Raw genomic sequence first — 18,014 nt, forward strand, 5'->3', positions numbered from 1 at the left:
ACAGACTAATAGGATTAATAAACAAATACCTGTGCTTCATATTCAGGAAGATCGATTGTAATTTGGCGATCGATCGCTTCTAAGTCATAGTTACCAGTCCATTCATGCCAAGTACCATCAGCAGGAAAATTAGGCACGGTATAGTCGGCTAAATATTGGTCGGAAAAGTTGGCTACGACGACAACGCGAGAACCTTCGTCATTCCAGCGAGTATAGGCAATTACCTTCAATTCTGAATCTTCATGGAAAAATTCAATATTTTCCCCATACAAAGCGTGATTATGCTTACGCAGATTAATCAAACCTCTGTAATGAGCGAACAGGTTTTGGTTATGATCGCCTGCTAATAATGTCCAGTCAATCTTTCTGGCTTCTTGACTCAGCGGATTATAGTCGCCAAACTCTTGACCCATCCACAGCATCGGTATACCAACGGCAGTCAGCATTAAAGTTGCCCCTAGTTTAACTCGTTTAAAAGCAGCTTCCCCAACAATACCGCGATTACCCAACTCCACCATTACTCGCTTATGGTCGTGATTGCTTAAATAGTTAACCACATTGGTTGCACCCATAAATCCACTGCGTTTACAGTCCAACATGTTTTTTAATTCTTCTGGGTCATAGCGATCGCCACAAATATAAGCCATCACGTTAGCATAGAAGCTATAGTGCCAACAGCTATCCATTGGCCCATCAAGATTAGTAATCGCTGGATCTTCAGGAATATTTTCCGCAATGTTGATAAATGGCTTCATTCCCGCATGTTCTTTGGCCTGCTCGACAATCCAGTGTAAGAAATCATAATTAGCGATTTGTTTAGTCGCATCATAACGAATACCGTCGATGTGATACTCTTCAATCCAAAACTTGACGTTATCACCCACGTATTTCCAAGCTGGTTTAACATCTAAATGCTCATCATATTTTTCATAATTGAACTCTGGGCCCCAGCTATTATCAGGATCGGTAGGGGAGTGATGATACCAATAATCATGGTCGATTTGGGTTAGCGGACATTCGGTGTTGGAGTGGTTATAAATCCCGTCTAAAATCACTCGGATACCCTTGCCATGACATTCATCAATCAGGTGCTTCAGTTCATCAGTAGAGCCATAGTTCGACTCGGCAGCAAAGAAATGTTGAGGACTATAACCCCAACTGTATTCTCCTGGGTTTTCTTTTACAGGCATAAGTTCGATCGCATTTATACCCAAATCCACCAGATAATCTAATTTATCGATGACATCCTGATATTTACCTCTAGCATCAGCATCATCTTCCCCTCCTGAAAAATCTCCCACATGAAGCTCATAAATAACTAGCTCATGGTCTGCGGGTAAAGGCTTGTCGTCGTGCATCCAGACATAGGTATCAACTATTACTTCACCATCTTTGATCTTTATAGTGCCATTTTGAGTTTCTGGGGCAATATTCACTGCATAGGGATCGACTACTTCTACCCATTCGTCTGGTTCTAAAAACCAACTTAAAGATCTGACTTTGAATTTATATTCATATTCACCATCTTCTAGTTTAACTTTGGTTCTAAAATAACCATCATCTCCTTTCTCCATCGCGATCGCCTGCCAGTCGGAAAAACTGCCAATTACAGCAGCTTCTTGATTGTATGGAGCAAATAATTGAAATTCTATTAATTTAGCCATCTTAATCTTAAAAATATCCCAAAATAAGCGGACTTTTGGGGAATATTTGCAAGTATAAAAAAATTAATAATTGCTCAACATCTATCAAGAGTCTGAATCCTGACAAATTATGAAGAAGTTTTAGGATCGATTCTGGCTTAAAAGCGATATCGCCATTTCTCCTCACAAATTTTGCTCGATTTTCAAACAAGCCTTCCTTATTTAGATAGTTTCATCATGAGCATTTTAACGCTATATTCTAAACTCAGTTTATGAATCCCACTAATGAAAAGCTATAACTGGCGCGCTCAATTCGATCTACCACCTATATTCTGGTTAATTGCTTTAATTGCATTAATCAATGCCATTAGCTTTACGATTATTATCCCGCTGCTCTATCCCTATGCCAAACAGTTTGGTTTAAGCGATCTCCAGGCAAGTTTTCTCACTACCGCTTTTGCTCTGGCGCAGTTTTTTGGTACACCTGTTTTAGGTAGATTATCCGATCGCCTGGGTCGCAAGTATATTCTGATCTTCAGTCTCTTGGGAACAATGGTAGCAAATCTTTTGGCTGCGGTGGCTGCGGTAGCTTGGCTGCTTTATTTTGCCAGAATGTTGGATGGTTTGACTGGAGGCAATACTTCGGTAGCTAGTGCAGTAATTAGCGATATTACCACCCCAGAGCAGCGTCCGAAGGCTTTTGGTATTTTTGGCGCAACTTTCCGTTTGGGGTTTGTAATTGGGCCTGTGTTGAGTTACTTTGCCCAACAGTTACCTACCTTGCCTGGAGTTTCTGCCTTGGGTATGAGCTTTCTCGTTAGTGCAGCGATCGCTGCTTTGGCTGCTTTATTAACACTATTTTTCTTACCAGAGACTACAACCTCAAGCAAAGGAAACTTTAAATTAAGTTGGGATGACTTCGCCTTTGGTAAAATCGCTAAATCGGCAACTAGACCTAAACTAGGTAACTTGTTTATTTTGACCTTCCTCAGCGGTGTTACTTTTACCATTTTTACCTTTGCTTTTCAGCCCTTTTTTCTGTTTGTGTTAAAGCAAGATGCTAAAAGTTTGGCGATCATGTTTGCCCTGATAGGTGTCTTGGGCTTCATCTCTCAGGTGTTTGCTTTGGAGCCTTTAAGCAATAGATTTAATTTGATTGATATCATTGCCGTGTCTATGGCACTGCGTGGGGTGGCTTTTTTACTGATGCCGGCTTTTCCTACCTATGGTGCATTTGTCTTGATTCTCGTGTTCTTTGGTATAGTCAACTCTTTTCCCATGCCTTTAATTGATACGGTGGTGTCGCTCAATACAAAAAATCAAGAACAAGGAGAAGTATTAGGGATTAATTCTTCTTATTTGAGTATGTCAAACGCGATCGGGCCAGTCATTTCGGGTTTGTTGGTCAGTTTAAATTACACTGCTCCTCTATGGATTACGGGAGGATTAACTATTCTGGTTGCTGGCTTTGCTTTTAATTTGAAGTCGCAGTTTAAGTGCAATAAAGCAGTGGTCAATAGTTAATTAATTAAATTAATTAATTAAATTCGGCGATTAGGCTCCCCTAAAGGACTAGCTTCGCGTCGCGCTTACGCTTCGCGATCGCTCTTGAAGCTAGATCTAATGCTAAAAATAGTCGAAAATTTTGACTTGGATTAACTGTTTGTGCCATCTTTTTGCCAAAATTCGGCTAAAGTTGAACTCAGTTTTTAAGTCAGAGAACCATTACAATAATCTACAATGATCTTTAATTTATCGGTTACAAATAATACATAGTTTGGTAATAATAATAGACCAGTACGGAAACTCAACAACCGATGGATAGGGAAAATAAGGTAATGAGCGAGTCGAATGTGGCAGATATTTTAGTACAGTGTCTAGAAAATGAAGGGGTAGAATATGTCTTTGGTCTACCAGGAGAGGAAAATCTCCACGTCTTGGAAGCTTTGAGAGATTCCCCAATTCAGTTTATTACTACTCGCCACGAACAGGGTGCAGCATTTATGGCTGATATCTATGGTCGCTTAACGGGCAAAGCAGGGGTCTGCCTCTCCACCCTAGGGCCAGGAGCGACTAATTTAATGACAGGTGTTGCTGATGCGAACCTTGATGGTGCGCCTCTAGTCGCGATTACAGGACAAGTAGGTACGGATCGGATGCATATTGAATCTCATCAATATCTAGACCTGGTAGCCATGTTTGCCCCCATAACTAAATGGAACGCTCAGATTGTTCGCCCAGACAATACCGCTGAAATTGTACGTAGAGCCTTTAAAGTAGCCCAAGCTGAAAAACCTGGTGCGGTTCATATCGATTTGCCCGAAAATATTGCAGCAATGCCCCTTAACGTCAAACCCCTGTTGAGAGACAATCGAGAAAAGACCTACGCTTCCACTCGTAGTCTGAATGCTGCTGCTGCTGCCATCTCTAAAGCGAAAAATCCCCTAGTTTTGGCAGGAAATGGCGTAATTCGCGGTTCAGCTAGTGAAGCTTTGACTGAATTTGCGACTCAATTGGGTATTCCTGTGGCAAATACATTTATGGGTAAAGGTGCAATTCCCTATACTCATCCTTTATCATTATGGACAATTGGCTTGCAGCAGCGAGATTTAATTAGCTGTGCTTTTGAGGAAACAGATCTAGTGATTGCGGTTGGTTATGATCTGATTGAATATTCGCCGAAGAAATGGAATCCCGAAGGCAATAAACAAATTATTCATATAGATGAAAGTAGATCGGAAATTGATAGCAGCTATATTCCTCAAGTAGAGGTTTTTGGCGATATTTCTGATTCCCTTAACGATATTATGAAGCGTTGCGATCGCTCTGGTAAATCCATTCCTTTGAGAGTTAGCGATCTACGAAGTCAGATTAAAGCCGACTATGAACAATACGCTAATGATGATGGTTTTCCCGTCAAGCCACAGAAAATTGTCTACGATCTCCGCCAGGTGATGGCTCCCGAAGATATCGTGATTTCTGATGTGGGAGCGCATAAAATGTGGATGGCTCGTCACTATCATTGCGATTGCCCCAATACCTGCATTATCTCTAATGGTTTCGCGGCGATGGGTATTGCCATCCCAGGAGCATTGGCAGCTAAATTGGTTCATCCAAATCGCAAAGTCATCGCAGTTACAGGAGATGGCGGTTTTATGATGAACTGTCAAGAATTAGAAACGGCATTACGAGTCAAAACTCCCTTTGTTACCCTGATTTTCAACGATAATGGTTATGGCTTAATTGAGTGGAAGCAGATTAATCAGTTTGGTCACTCTACTTCGATTAGTTTTGGTAATCCTGACTTTGTTAAATTTGCCGAGAGCATGGGATTGAAGGGCTATCGAGTAGAATCAGCTGCCGATCTAATTCCCACCTTGAAAAAGGCTTTAGCGGATGATGTCCCCTCAGTAATTGACTGTCCCGTGGATTATAAAGAGAACCTCCGTTTTTCCCAAAAAGCAGGCGATTTAAGTTGTAAAATTAGGCTTTGATCTCTAACCGAGAGCAATTGCGATCGCAAATTTGATTGATTGCTATGGGGTAGTAGGGAGATAGGTAGTAGGTAGTAGGTAGTAGGTAGATAGGGAAATAGGGAAGTAGGGAGATAATTATTATTACCCCAAATCCCTAAGTCCCCGACGCGAAGGACGCGAGCTTGCGAGCTTATCCGAAGGTGTACCCTTTAGGGAATCCTTTAGGGCTAGTGCTTTAGGGCAAGTCCCCAAGTCTTAAACAACAATCGTTAACCGAATAACAATGTGACTGAGAGTAGGTAAAAGAGAAGTTATTAGTATTGTTAAAACTAAACTAAACTTATCGTTTTTGCTTGGGGTTTGACGCTAGGATTTAGGTATATGTTATATATTCAAGTGATTTAAGAACTAAGTATGCCCCGCACCCAGAGAAACGATAACTTTGTCGATAAAACATTTACCGTCATGGCAGACATTATTCTCAAGGCGCTGCCAACTAACAAAAAAGCCAAGGAAGCTTTTGCTTACTATCGTGATGGCATGTCGGCACAGGGAGACGGTGAATATGCAGAGGCTCTAGAAAACTATGAAGAGGCGTTAACTCTAGAAGAAGATTCTAACGATCGCAGTTATATTCTCTACAACATGGGCTTAATTTACGCCAGTAACGGTAGTATCGATAAGGCAATTGAATTATATACCGAGGCGATCGATCTCAACCCCAGAATGCCCCAAGCTTTAAACAACGTGGCGGTGATTTATCACTACGAAGGAGAGAAAGCCAAAGAAGCGGGAAATGTTGAACAAGCAGAATCTTTCTATGACAAAGCTGCGGAATATTGGAAGCAGGCAATTAGAATTGCACCCAATAACTATTTAGAAGCTCAAAACTGGCTTAAAACTACAGGGCGATCAGAAATGGATGTATTCTTTTAGCAGTAATCAGAACAATGTAGGGTGGGCATCGCAAATAATCAGAATAAAGACCGATCACTTAAGATAATGCCCACCAGTTGATCGGTAATCAGTAATCAGTCCTAAAGGACGTTGTATGCTAAAGCCCTAAAGGACTAACTTCGTGTCGCACTAGCTTCGCGCCGCCCTTGTGGTATAAGCTTCGCAAATAATCAGTAATCAAAATATGATCGATCGCCAAGAAGTCAGAAAAGTAGCAAATTTAGCTCGACTAAATATTACCGAGACCGAAGAGGTGGAATTTACCACCCAGCTAAACAGTATTTTGGAGTACTTCGATCAGTTGAGTGAGTTGGATACAACCGATGTACTACCAACCACTAGAGCTATTGAAACGAGTAATATTACTCGCGCCGATCGAGTAGTTCCTTTTCCTGATAAACAAGAATTATTGAAGGCTGCACCTGAACAACAGGGTGATTTTTTTCGTGTACCTAAAATTATTAGTGACGATGAAGGTTAGAATTGGCGATCGCTATTTAACTTTAACTTTAATCTGAGGGAAGCTAATTAGTTAATAAATATTTACAATATAGGTAAGGTGTACAGTAAACAAGCATGATGAATCTTACTTATTTTGACAGCAATTCCTGGTTAATAGAAATCGATCGCCTGAGAATTTTGCTCGATCCCTGGTTGGTGGGCAAGTTGACTTTTGGCAATCAGGCTTGGCTCTTTGAAGGTAGTAAAAATAACCCCCAGCCAATTCCGCCAAATATTGACCTGATTCTGCTTTCTCAGGGGTTAGAAGATCACGCCCATCCTCCGACGCTAAAAGAGCTTGACAAGAGTATTCCTGTGGTGGCATCCCCCAACGCAGCCAAGGTAGTCAAGGAATTAGGCTATACAAATATTACTGCCCTAAAGCATCACCAGACTTATCAATTAGGACAGGTAGAAATTCAAGCCGTTCCTGGTTCACCAGTTGGCCCTACTCTAGTAGAAAATGGCTATATTATCAAAGGTTTAGAATCTGGCAAAAATATCTACTATGAACCCCACGGATATCATTCTGACTCGCTAAAGGAAGCAGCGCCAATTGATGTGATTATTACACCGATTATTAATCTTAAGTTGCCTTTATTAGGAGCAGTAATAAAAGGGCAGCAAACTGCACTACAAATATGTCAACAGTTAAATCCACAGGTAATCTTAGGTACGGCTGCGGGGGGAGACATTGATTTTAAAGGTGTAATTACCTCGGTGCTTCAAGCGGATGGGACAGTGGCAGAATTTAATCGTTTATTAGAGCAAAACAATCTCTCCACCAAAGCGATCGATCCTCAGTCGGGGCAAACTATTGAACTATGCTTGGTTTAATTAATGTTTAATAGTTGAATTAACGATCCGCAAAATGTCATAAGTTTGACATTGCATTGACATATCTAATTGTTAGCCTATAAATATCTAAACTTCTCACTACACTAACAGGCTGATGCTCACACTATTTAAACCTAGAGCTTTATTTTCTGCTCCAGAAAAACTGTCAGAAACTGCTAACCAAAATTGCACTTTAGTTCAAAATAATAGTTGTAATCAAACTCGTGCCGTCGTTGTCTTTTCTCATCATCGAGATTTAAAAGTAGCATTAGATGAACTACATCATGCAGGATTTTCTAATGATTGGATTACCTTGATTACTCGTAATACCAAACATTGCTCATGGTGTTCTGAATTAATTGCTAATAATTATTTTGAGGCGAAATTTAATTGTAGCCAAGTTGCTCAAAAGTTTTTTCGGCGATTATTTCAGCGAGGAAAATATTTAGTCCTGCTTTCAGGGAGCGATCCTGATGTTGATGCTGCCAGCAAAATTATGTCTCGTCGTCAAAAACATGCAAAAGTTTGGCGCTTTGAGTAATTTATCAAGCAACAATTACATAAATGTTATAAGAAGATAAATAATTAATTTAAGCAAATTCTAGCTAATGTTCCAGGTGAAATAAAAAGTAGTCCCTTGATTTAATGCGGACTCTAACCAAATTTTTCCTCCCTGATTTTCAACAATCTTTTTGACAATTGACAAACCAATACCAGTATTTTCTTTAGTATCTTTAGCAGCTAAAGTCTGAAAGATAGTGAATATTTTTGCTTGGTCTTCTAGGGCAATACCTATGCCATCATCTGCTACGGAAAACTGATAATATTTTTCTTGTTCGACAGCAGCAATTTTAATTGTGCCATCATCGCGGTGGTGATGTTTGATGCTGTTACTAATTAGATTACTAAATACCTGTTGTAAGGGTAGTGCTTCCGTTTGAATAACGGGCATTTTGCTTTGAATCTCAATTTTAAAACTGGGAGCAGGTGCTAAAGAATCAATAATGTCATGTAGTAACTTTTGTACGTCAACAGTAGTTTTAGTTTCCTGATATTTCCCCACACGAGAATATTCTAAAAGTCCGTCGATAAAACTATTCATGCGCTGCACGCGATCGCGCAACAGGCTCATATTCTTGCTAGTATCTTTATCTAGCTTATCTTCGAGATCTTCTTCAATCCATTCAGATAAGTTGGCAATCCCTCGTAAAGGCGCTTTTAAATCGTGGGAAACTATATAGGTGAACTGGTCTAACTCTTGATTACGCTCGTTTAAAAGTTGATTAACAGCAGACAAATTTTGATTAATTTGCGCTAGTTTTTTTGCTTTAAATTCTGACTCTTTTTGAGACTGTAGATAGAGTTTAATGGCTAATCCATAGCCCAAAATAATGGTAGAGGCGCTTATCCCTAAAGCAACATCACTAATTTTCCCAATCTTGGCTATTTTCTCTTGACGAACATTTAATAGCCGCCATTCTTCGTCGTTAAAAGTATCAATTGACTGGCGTATTCGATCCATTTTTACTTTGCCCTCAACTAAAACTGGTGTTAGCTGAGAAGATTTGTTTAAATCTGGTTGAGTTTGTAGTTGGCTTAGAATCTGTACTAGTAAACTTAAGCTGGTTTTGATTTGCTGTTTAGTTTGCTGGAAATGGAGTTGCTGTGAGGGATTGTCGGCAGTTAGTTCTTCTATTGCGCCTAGATGAAGAGGTATTTCTGTCTGCGCTGCTTCATATGGCTCTAAAAACTCAGGGTTTCTGGTGATCATATAGCCACGAATTCCAGTTTCTGCATCTACTATACCTTTCATCAGTAAGCTTGTTTCGCGGATTAACTCTTGAGTGTGGCTAACCCATCCCTGAGCTTCACTTTTAGACTGATATGACCAAACCCAAGTGGCGATCGCTGGAATTACAGAAATGACGGGAATAGCAAAAATAATTACCCCACGATACATCACTGGCAAGTTAGACCACAATTGATTTAGTCCTCTCAAGAGATTGATACCAAGCTAATTCTAATTATATCTAAGGTCAATCAGAGATCGCTTTTAAGCCAACCCAAGCGCCAAAAATAAACAATCAAACTAGTGGCGATCGCTAACATAATCCCTATACATACAGGATAGCCCCAATACCAGTCAAGTTCTGGCATGTTCCAAGGAGAAACTTCAGTATTAAAGTTCATCCCGTAAATCCCTGCCACAAAAGTTAAGGGAATAAAGACGGTGGAAATTACCGCCAGTAGCTTCATCACCTGATTCATTTTGTTACTCACTGCTGAAAGATAGACATCCATTAACCCTGATGCCAGTTCACGATAAATTTCCAGAGTGTCAATGATCTGAACTGTATGGTCATAGCAGTCTTTGAGATATCGCAAGACATGATCGCTAATCAAAGGATGACCGTCTCTAATTAAAAGATTTAAGACATCTCGTTGAGGCCAAACAGCACGGCGTAAAGATAGTAGTTCGCGCTTAATTTGATGAATCTTGCCAAGAGTGGCTTGTGTGGGCTGGGTTAAGACTAATTCCTGTAATTCTTCGATTTTTTCACCATATAACTCTAATACAGGAAAATAACTATCAATCACCGTATCCCAGAGAGCATAGGTCAGATAGTCGGCTTTTTGCTGGCGAATGATACCTTTACATTTTGCTATGCGATCGCGTACGGGGGTAAAACAGTCTTGCTGGGGTTCTTCCTGTACGGTTAAGAGATAGTTTTCACCCAAAATAAAACTAACTTGCTCTAACCAAACGCCTTTGGTATTTAAATTGACCATCTGGGTAATGATCACTAACTGATTTTGATAGTCTTCTAACTTCGGACGTTGAGGAACATTAACAATATTTTCAAGTAACACAGGATGTAAATCAAACACCTCTCCTAGCTTCTCTAAAATCAAGCGATCGCCTAATCCCCCTACATCCACCCAAGATACCGAATCGGTAGTCAGATGAGTAGTACATTCCTCTGGGGTTAAGTTAGTTGCATAATTATGTTGATGCCGATCGTAATCAATTAAAGTAATTTGTGGAGGTTTGGCTCGATCGGCGATCGTCATCGTTCCAGGTATACTACCTGGTTGATTATAGGCGTAATTTAGTGGCATTGATTGATAGGAGTTACCACTTTGATTTCGATGGAGAGAGCTAGTCTTGGCAAGCATAATTAGTAATCATCATGTGCAGTAACTAATTGTCTCTTAACCCACCCTTTTTTAGTCAAACTATTCTCGATCAAATTTCTCTCTATTTAAGTGATTAAATTGTATGCCTTATGAATTAATTGATGTAATGCTATGATTGTCGGAATATACGTACTCTTTAATCAATTTTAATCAACAGTAAAAAATTTTATGACTACAAGTGTGCCTAATTCAGCTACAGACAACTCTCTTTTGGATTTAACTACGTTTACTCAAGCTTTAGATTCCCTGCGCAATGATGCTGATTCATTGCGCCAATCTTATGCAACAGCAAAGCCTTATCCGCACTTAGTAATTGATAATCTTTTTCAACCTGAACTGCTCGATCGCTTAGCGGCAGATTTTCCTAAACCTGACCAGAGAGATTGGTTACTTTGGGACACCCGCAATGAGTTAAAGAGTACTTCTCGGGGTATTGAAGGATTATCAACCTTTACGCAAATATTTTCTCTTTGGCTTAATTCAGTAGATGTAGTTAAAACTATTGAATCAATCGTGGGCATAGACAACCTAGTGGGCGATCCCTCATTCCATGGTGCGGGATTACACGAAATGCATCGCGATGGCTGGTTAGCAATGCACGCTGACTACACCAGACACTTCAGTATGCCTCTGATGCGTCGCATTAATGTCTTGATTTATCTCAACCGAGATTGGGATGCTAGCTGGGGAGGAGAACTAGCATTGCAAGATGCGACCAACGAAGATACTAGAGTTAGTTATCCTTGTTACTTCAACCGAACTATTATTTTTCCTACCACATCCCAAACTTTTCACGGCGTTCCCACTCACCTATCTTGTCCACCAGATCGTAGCCGTAAACTACTTTCAATTTACTATTGGAGTCCTATTCCCATGCCCTTATGGTCAAAAGTGGGAACTCCCTTACTGTGGGCATCAGATAATAAAAACAAACTCAAAAGATTACTCAAAGGAGTCTAAATACTAAATTCTGTTGGTAGACAACATTTGAAAGTTGAGCAAAGATAATAGGTAATGAGTAATGGGTAATAAAATTTCAGCGGATTTAGTCTAATTTTAGGTTTAATCGTGTATTAAGTACTATTTCCTATTTCCTATTTCCTATTTCCTATTTCCTATTTCCTATTTCCTATTTTTTACTTACAAGCCGATTATCTTAAAAAATCTTAAACTTGCTGCTCAATCGCTGCTTTGTATACCTGCCGAATTTTCCGCAAGATCCGATCCCAAGTTGAATTTTTGCAATCTGGGTTGGCAGGATCGCAACTTTGAATTGCTTCAACTAGTTTTGCTTCCCTCACGTCTACATAGCCATCGCTGTAGACCAAAGCGCTAATTTTTTCTAGTAGTTGATGATAATCTTCAGCCGAGTGGTTTTGACCAAAATATTCTTCTAGCCATTGATAGCATTCAGCAGCTTTAACTGGTCGTAATTCTGAGAGTAGAGGTCTAATTTCTGGATCGTCAGCTAATTGAAAGTCTTGGGCTACACGACGCAGGTACGCTCTTTCTTCTGGTTGAATTACACCATCAATCCAGGCAGCAGCAATGATAATTTTAAGAATTTGCTTCATCTTTCTTGTCCTTGTTTCACCCATCTCAACTATCTCGCACTAGTCTCACCATAAAAAATCCATCCATATTAGATTGGTGAGGATAAATTTTAATCCAGCCTTCAGAGGTTCCCCAATTTTGCGCGATCGCATTATTAGGATCTATACTCCAATGCGAATTATTTGTCAAAAACGATTGTACTACTTTTTCATTTTCTAAAACATTAAGAGTGCAGGTGGCATAAACTAACACACCTTTTGGTTTGACGCAAAGTGCTGTCTGTTCGATTAGTTCTGTTTGCAACTCAACCAGTGACTCAACGGCTTGGTTAGTCTGTCGCCAACGGATATCAGGACGTTTGTGTAGTGTACCCAAGCCCGAACAGGGTGCATCTAGCAATACTCGATCTGCGAGATTATTAAAGCGCTCAAGTTTGCGACTGTCTCCTACTTCTATTTTAATTGAGTTTAACTGTAACCTCGCTGCATTTTCCCTAACTTTATTTAAGCGTTTAGCAGCGCGATCGCTAGCAATAATTTGACCATTATCCCCCATTAATTCGGCTATATGAGTGGTTTTACCACCTGGAGCCGCGCAGGCATCGATTATCATTTCCCCAGGCTGTGGATCGAGCAAATGCGTGACTAACTGAGCGCTACTATCTTGAATCATCCACCATCCCTGCTTATAGCCAGGTAAATCGGTGACAGCTCCTGGGTTTTCCAGTCGTAATCCTTGAGGTAAGTTGGGTATGCGCTCAACAGATATACCCGCATCGCTCAAAGCTTTTTCTACCTGTTCAATGGAGGCTTTTAGCAGATTAACTCGTAAATCAATTTTGGGCGATCGATTAAACCAAGCCAGTAGTTGATCTACTTCTTCCATCGGTAACTGTTCTAACCACGTCTCGACAATCCAATCGGGAAAACTGTGCTTGATTCCCAAGCTGCTAATGGGATCTGCTGGTAGCTGTAAGGGATCGCCCAATTCTGCCTGACGGATATAGCTGCGCAATAAGCCATTAACCACGCCTCCTAGTTTAGATATGCCATTTTCTTTAGCTAATTCGACGCTGGTATTAACTGCTGCTGAGTTGGGGATGCGATCGAGATAGCGTAATTGATATAAACCCAAGTGCAGAATAATCCGTAAATCTGGGGGTTGCTGCGCTGCTTTTTTCTTTCCCAGTAAATCGATCAACGTATCTAAGGTACGCTGACGGCGCACAATACCATAGACTAATTCACAGGCAAAATTACGGTCTGTTTGACTAACTTCTAGGGATTTATCTACCGATTTAAGGACACGGTTGAGCGCCATATCTGTATAGGCTTTCTGTTGATAAACATTTTTGAGGGCGAGGAAAGCCAAAGAGCGAGAATTAGGAAGGGATACCATGCACAAAAGAGAAGATTGCCCTATTTATCTTACAGCGATCGCCTTGTAAGTAGGAAATAGAAAATAGGAAATAGGAGGTAGGGAATTAGGGAATTAGGGAGAGATAAATAATTCCCACCGCATAAGTATGATTATTCTTCAACAGTGAGTTCTAAAGGACTAGCTTCGCGTCGCACTTCGTTATCAATTGTTCAATGATCAGTGATCACTGATCATTGATAGCTTCTACCCCGCCAGGAAGTCGGTTTTTTCAGAGAAGATAAGAAGATGCGCAACACTGCTAGTTGGTCTGCCAAGGGGGATAACCAGAAGAACCAAGACAAGCTGGAATAGGAAGGAGCGATCGCTATTAACATACCGTAACGCAATAAAAGCAGAAAAGCGTTTAAACTAAATAAAATAAATATGATGGGGTCATTATTGCCCAAATACAGCAGATAGCCAGTCAATAGCAATAAAGGTAGGGGTAAAGCCTGAACACACAGCAAAAATAAAACATCTCCCCAAACTTGAGCAGGATTAGCTGCATCTTTAAGATCGAGCGATCGCCCCCATTCATTCCAGGTTTCTTTCGCCCCCTCATACATTCTGACTTTAATTACTTTTGAGCCATCAAAAAAGCCAACTTTATAGCCAGCAGCTGCAATATTGCGCGCTAAGGTAACATCATCGCAAAATGAACCCGCAGCAGAGGTATAACCATCAAGTTGCTCCAATACTGCACGGCGACATAAAAAGCATTGTCCATTTGCCATTACACGACTCGGACTGACAGCATCTACCCCTGCTGAGTCAAAACGATACAGCAACGTCATTAGTAAGGCAGGTTGTAGACACCATTCTCCAGGGTATTGCAGAATAAACTGGGGTGCGAGGGACACCATGTCGTAGTTTTCTGCTGCTGCCACCTTAACCAAGCTAGCAATTAAACCAGACTGAGGTTCAGTATCCGCATCAATACCTAAAAACCACTCACTATGGGCAGAAATATGCAAATATCCTGTATGTAGCGCCCAAGGACGACCAACCCAGCCAGTCGGCAAAGGATCATCAGTAATCAGACGTAACCGAGGATCGCTTTGCCTGGCAGCTTTAACAATGTCTGGTGTGCCATCTTGAGAATTACTATCGACGATAATCGCTTCCCGTAGTTCATAGCTTTGCTGACTCAAGCCTGTCAGACAGGGCATAATTCTCTCTGCTTCGTTAAGAGTAGGCACAACCACACTTACTTTACCCATAAGATCGGGTTCTGCTGCTTGGGGTAGTAAAGGCGATCGCCTTTTAGCTCCTTTGAGTAAACGAGATAATAAAATTGCGGTAGCTACTATCTGGGAGATTAAAATCCCCAAAAAAAAGCCGTAGAAAAACTCCAAGTTCACTCTTTAAATTAGCTAATAGTTAATTATTAATTAGTAGTTGCTAGAGTGTTACCTTCAGTAGCCTTGTTTTGATTGGTGGCAATCCAGTAAAGAACTAACAAAGGCAAAATACCAAGCACAACACCTAACAATACAGGAATATAGAAACCTGCTGCCAAACTTAATACAGCAGCAAAGACAAAATTAGCTAGATAAATGAACACGGGAAGCTTGAGATCTTTACTATTAATGGTTAACGGTTTCACCTTCCACAGCAAAGTAGCTACCGTCATAAATAGTACTCCTGTCCCCATCCAGCCTGCAAAATTTTGATAAGGCATACCGAAAAATGCTCCAGGCTGATCCCAAACCCAAAAAGGAACTGGTGCTTGACTCATAGCAGGATCGAGTACAAAATCCCAGGAGGTAAGACATAGTGAACCACAAATAATTGCCCCTAGTTCACATAACCAGTTGTTAATCTCCAGTCTTTTCAATCCAGCCAGCGCAATAATATAGGCACTGAAGCCGAGATAAAACCAAGATAGAGGAATAGTAAACGGTACTAACCCAGCAATTTTATAACCCAATCCACTCAAATAACGATATTCACCAAAGGGAAACCCTGTGCTAGTACCCAATAATTCACTACCCAGGGATAAAGCGATCGCTGGAATCATAAAGCTTAACCAATGCCATACTCCTAATGTACGATAGGCATACAAAGCTACCGCAGCCGTTGCTAACAGCATATAAACCACCCCGCCACCAGCCATTGACCAGCCAAAAATCTGAGAACCCCAGGCAAATTCAGCTAGCTTTGCCTGAAACTCAATATTGGGCAATACCAGTACAATTCCCGCTAGGCCAAATGCCATCGCTAAAACGTGACCGATCAGTAAGTAATTTTCTGTTTTGGATGCTCGCTTCATAAATTAACTACTGTAAACACTTATTGTATAAAAATTAGACTCATAGATCAGTTTACAAATATTCATCAAAAAATGTATAGCAAAACCAGGAATTAATTCTTAATTCAAGCTATCTTGCCAAAAAAGCAGTTAAAAATCATCAGTAAGCAAGGGTGTCTCCTAAAATAGTACAGTGATGATAAGTATGGTTAACTCTAAATTATTAAACATTATCTAGTTGCCAAGAGTGACCAGAAAAAGGTAAAACAACTAAGTCTTAGTAGGTATAAAAGAAGGGTAATTTGATGTACCAAGGAAGTATAACAGAGTTACATCAGCAGTTAGTTAACAAAGAACGTTCGGCAGTAGAAATTGCCCAGGCTACTTTAAAACAGATCGAAGCAGTAGAACCAAAAGTAAAAGCGTTTTTGGCGGTAACTGCCGAATCAGCACTAGCCACCGCTAAAGCAGTAGACGATAAGATTGCAGCAGGTGAAACCATTGGCATACTTGAAGGTATTCCTGTGGGAATCAAGGACAATATGTGTACTAAGGGGATTAAAACCACCTGCGCCTCCCAAATTTTGGCTAATTTTGTGCCTCCTTATGAATCTACCGTTACGCAGAAGCTCAAGGATGCAGGCACAGTAGTCGTCGGCAAAACTAACCTTGATGAGTTTGCTATGGGGAGTTCGACGGAAAACTCTAGTTATCAAACTACAGCAAATCCTTGGGACTTAGAACGAGTACCAGGAGGTTCTTCTGGTGGTTCAGCCGCAGCCGTAGCCGCAGGAGAATGTGTCGTTTCTCTCGGTTCAGATACAGGGGGATCGATTCGTCAGCCAGCCTCTTTTTGTGGGGTTGTGGGGTTGAAGCCGACTTATGGTTTAGTGTCTCGTTTTGGCTTAGTAGCTTATGCTTCTTCCCTAGATCAGATTGGGCCTTTTTCTCGTACCGTGGAAGATTCAGCGATTTTGTTAAAAGCGATCGCTGGGTATGATCCCCATGATTCTACCAGCCTGAAGGTAGATATTCCCGACTATACTCAATATCTCCAGCCTGAACTCAAACAAGGCTTAAAAGTAGGCATTATAACCGAAACCTTTGGCTCAGGATTAGATCCAGTAGTCGCCGAGTCGGTGCAAAAAGCGATCGCTAAATTAACAGAACTTGGTGCAGAAGTCCAAGAAATTTCTTGTCCTCGTTTCCGCTATGGTCTACCTGTCTACTACATGATTGCTTCTTCTGAAGCCTCGGCTAACCTTGCTCGTTACGACGCGGTCAAATATGGGGTACGCGAAGCATCAGAGAACTTGCTAGAAATGTATACCAATACTCGTGCTGCTGGCTTTGGTGCAGAAGTTAAGCGTCGAATCATGTTGGGTACCTATGCCCTCTCGGCGGGATATTATGATGCTTATTATCTCAAGGCGCAAAAAGTACGGACTTTAATCAAACAAGACTTCGATCGAGCATTTGCCGACGTAGATGTTCTAGTCTGTCCAACTTCTCCTTCGACGGCTTTTAAAGCAGGGGAGAAAACTGATGATCCCCTATCAATGTATCTTTCTGATTTAATGACTATTCCCGTTAACTTAGCGGGTTTACCAGGAATTAGTATTCCCTGTGGTTTTGATGCTCAAGGCTTACCGATTGGCTTGCAGCTAATTAGCAATGTGCTAAGAGAAGATGTCTTGTTTCATACTGCTCATGCCTACGAACAGGCGACACAATGGCATCAAAAACAACCAAGTCTGTAAACAAAATCTTGTAGGGGCGAACGGCTATTCGCCCTTACGTCTCAAATTTCGTCGGGAATCACCCATTTCGGCGGTTCAGATATCTTCTTCATGCGGGCTATTTCCGCCATTTCTAACATCTTGTCTAACGAAGTATCTTTAATAAAATTAGCAGCCTGGTTTTGATACTCTTTATGCGGACAGCGATCGCCTAAAACACAGCCTTGAGCGCAATCTACCGCACAGTTTACTTGATCGGGATTCATGTTCTCATTTTAAAACTCATCTTTAAGTATTTTAAGCGATCGCAACTAGATTGATCTTCAGGAAACTTAGCACCTACCAATCCTAAGCTAGATGAGACTAAACACAGATCGAGATTCATTTCATTTCATCAGAGAAATCAAAGCGGGTACAATAAGCCAATAAAACCATTAGC

The 18,014-nt window shown here is 40.8% G+C and carries 16 protein-coding genes; 8 read left to right on the forward strand and 8 right to left on the reverse strand.

Annotated features, from left to right (window positions below; genetic code table 11):
• Nucleotides 1–14: 14 nt before the first annotated feature.
• Nucleotides 15–1,664 carry an alpha amylase C-terminal domain-containing protein gene (locus tag KME09_14895; protein MBW4535220.1) on the reverse strand — a complete coding sequence of 550 codons (1,650 nt, stop codon included), beginning with the start codon at nucleotides 1,662–1,664 and terminating at the stop codon, nucleotides 15–17.
• Nucleotides 1,665–1,928: 264 nt separating this feature from the next.
• Here KME09_14895 and KME09_14900 point away from each other — a divergent pair, with 264 nt between their 5' ends.
• From KME09_14900 to KME09_14925, 6 genes are all read left to right on the forward strand, one after another.
• Complete coding sequence (locus tag KME09_14900) at nucleotides 1,929–3,167, forward strand: MFS transporter (GenBank protein MBW4535221.1); 1,239 nt, start codon at nucleotides 1,929–1,931, stop codon at nucleotides 3,165–3,167.
• 314 nt (nucleotides 3,168–3,481) lie between these two features.
• A complete protein-coding gene (locus tag KME09_14905) occupies nucleotides 3,482–5,137 on the forward strand; it encodes an acetolactate synthase large subunit (protein ID MBW4535222.1) in 1,656 nt (551 codons plus the stop codon).
• Nucleotides 5,138–5,533: 396 nt separating this feature from the next.
• Complete coding sequence (locus KME09_14910; protein ID MBW4535223.1) at nucleotides 5,534–6,055, forward strand: photosystem I assembly protein Ycf3; 522 nt, start codon at nucleotides 5,534–5,536, stop codon at nucleotides 6,053–6,055.
• 205 nt (nucleotides 6,056–6,260) lie between these two features.
• Entirely contained in the window at nucleotides 6,261–6,557 is a 297-nt protein-coding gene (gatC, locus tag KME09_14915; GenBank protein ID MBW4535224.1) for an Asp-tRNA(Asn)/Glu-tRNA(Gln) amidotransferase subunit GatC, read from the forward strand.
• Nucleotides 6,558–6,655: 98 nt separating this feature from the next.
• Nucleotides 6,656–7,414 (forward strand): MBL fold metallo-hydrolase, encoded by a 759-nt coding sequence (locus KME09_14920; protein MBW4535225.1) that lies wholly within the window; start codon nucleotides 6,656–6,658, stop codon nucleotides 7,412–7,414.
• A gap of 115 nt (nucleotides 7,415–7,529) precedes the next feature.
• On the forward strand, nucleotides 7,530–7,955 hold the full coding sequence (locus KME09_14925) for a hypothetical protein (GenBank protein ID MBW4535226.1): 426 nt from the start codon (nucleotides 7,530–7,532) through the stop codon (nucleotides 7,953–7,955).
• Nucleotides 7,956–8,015: 60 nt separating this feature from the next.
• On the opposite strand, the gene KME09_14930 is transcribed toward KME09_14925, so the two are convergent.
• The gene (locus tag KME09_14930) at nucleotides 8,016–8,936 is read right to left on the reverse strand and encodes a GHKL domain-containing protein (protein MBW4535227.1); all 921 of its coding nucleotides are present in this window, start codon (nucleotides 8,934–8,936) and stop codon (nucleotides 8,016–8,018) included.
• 518 nt (nucleotides 8,937–9,454) lie between these two features.
• The gene (gene corA, locus KME09_14935; GenBank protein MBW4535228.1) at nucleotides 9,455–10,591 is read right to left on the reverse strand and encodes a magnesium/cobalt transporter CorA; all 1,137 of its coding nucleotides are present in this window, start codon (nucleotides 10,589–10,591) and stop codon (nucleotides 9,455–9,457) included.
• A gap of 189 nt (nucleotides 10,592–10,780) precedes the next feature.
• On the opposite strand from corA, the gene KME09_14940 reads away from it, so the two are divergent.
• Nucleotides 10,781–11,572: a 2OG-Fe(II) oxygenase gene (locus tag KME09_14940; GenBank protein MBW4535229.1), complete on the forward strand. Its 792-nt coding sequence runs from the start codon at nucleotides 10,781–10,783 to the stop codon at nucleotides 11,570–11,572.
• Between the two features lie 206 nt (nucleotides 11,573–11,778).
• Here the strand turns inward: KME09_14940 and KME09_14945 are convergent, their stop codons facing one another.
• The 4 genes from KME09_14945 to KME09_14960 form a co-directional block, all read right to left on the reverse strand.
• The gene (locus KME09_14945; protein ID MBW4535230.1) at nucleotides 11,779–12,186 is read right to left on the reverse strand and encodes a TerB family tellurite resistance protein; all 408 of its coding nucleotides are present in this window, start codon (nucleotides 12,184–12,186) and stop codon (nucleotides 11,779–11,781) included.
• 25 nt (nucleotides 12,187–12,211) lie between these two features.
• Nucleotides 12,212–13,564 (reverse strand): 16S rRNA (cytosine(967)-C(5))-methyltransferase, encoded by a 1,353-nt coding sequence (locus tag KME09_14950; GenBank protein ID MBW4535231.1) that lies wholly within the window; start codon nucleotides 13,562–13,564, stop codon nucleotides 12,212–12,214.
• A 212-nt stretch (nucleotides 13,565–13,776) separates the two neighbouring features.
• Nucleotides 13,777–14,946 (reverse strand): glycosyltransferase, encoded by a 1,170-nt coding sequence (locus KME09_14955; protein MBW4535232.1) that lies wholly within the window; start codon nucleotides 14,944–14,946, stop codon nucleotides 13,777–13,779.
• A 26-nt stretch (nucleotides 14,947–14,972) separates the two neighbouring features.
• Nucleotides 14,973–15,857 carry a carotenoid biosynthesis protein gene (locus KME09_14960; GenBank protein MBW4535233.1) on the reverse strand — a complete coding sequence of 295 codons (885 nt, stop codon included), beginning with the start codon at nucleotides 15,855–15,857 and terminating at the stop codon, nucleotides 14,973–14,975.
• 284 nt (nucleotides 15,858–16,141) lie between these two features.
• On the opposite strand from KME09_14960, the gene gatA reads away from it, so the two are divergent.
• The gene (gene gatA, locus KME09_14965; protein ID MBW4535234.1) at nucleotides 16,142–17,596 is read left to right on the forward strand and encodes an Asp-tRNA(Asn)/Glu-tRNA(Gln) amidotransferase subunit GatA; all 1,455 of its coding nucleotides are present in this window, start codon (nucleotides 16,142–16,144) and stop codon (nucleotides 17,594–17,596) included.
• 41 nt (nucleotides 17,597–17,637) lie between these two features.
• Here gatA and KME09_14970 read toward each other — a convergent pair whose 3' ends face one another.
• A complete protein-coding gene (locus KME09_14970; GenBank protein ID MBW4535235.1) occupies nucleotides 17,638–17,841 on the reverse strand; it encodes a hypothetical protein in 204 nt (67 codons plus the stop codon).
• Nucleotides 17,842–18,014: the final 173 nt, after the last annotated feature.

This window comes from Pleurocapsa minor HA4230-MV1 (assembly GCA_019359095.1).
GTDB classification, from domain to species: Bacteria; Cyanobacteriota; Cyanobacteriia; order Cyanobacteriales; family Xenococcaceae; genus Waterburya; species Waterburya minor.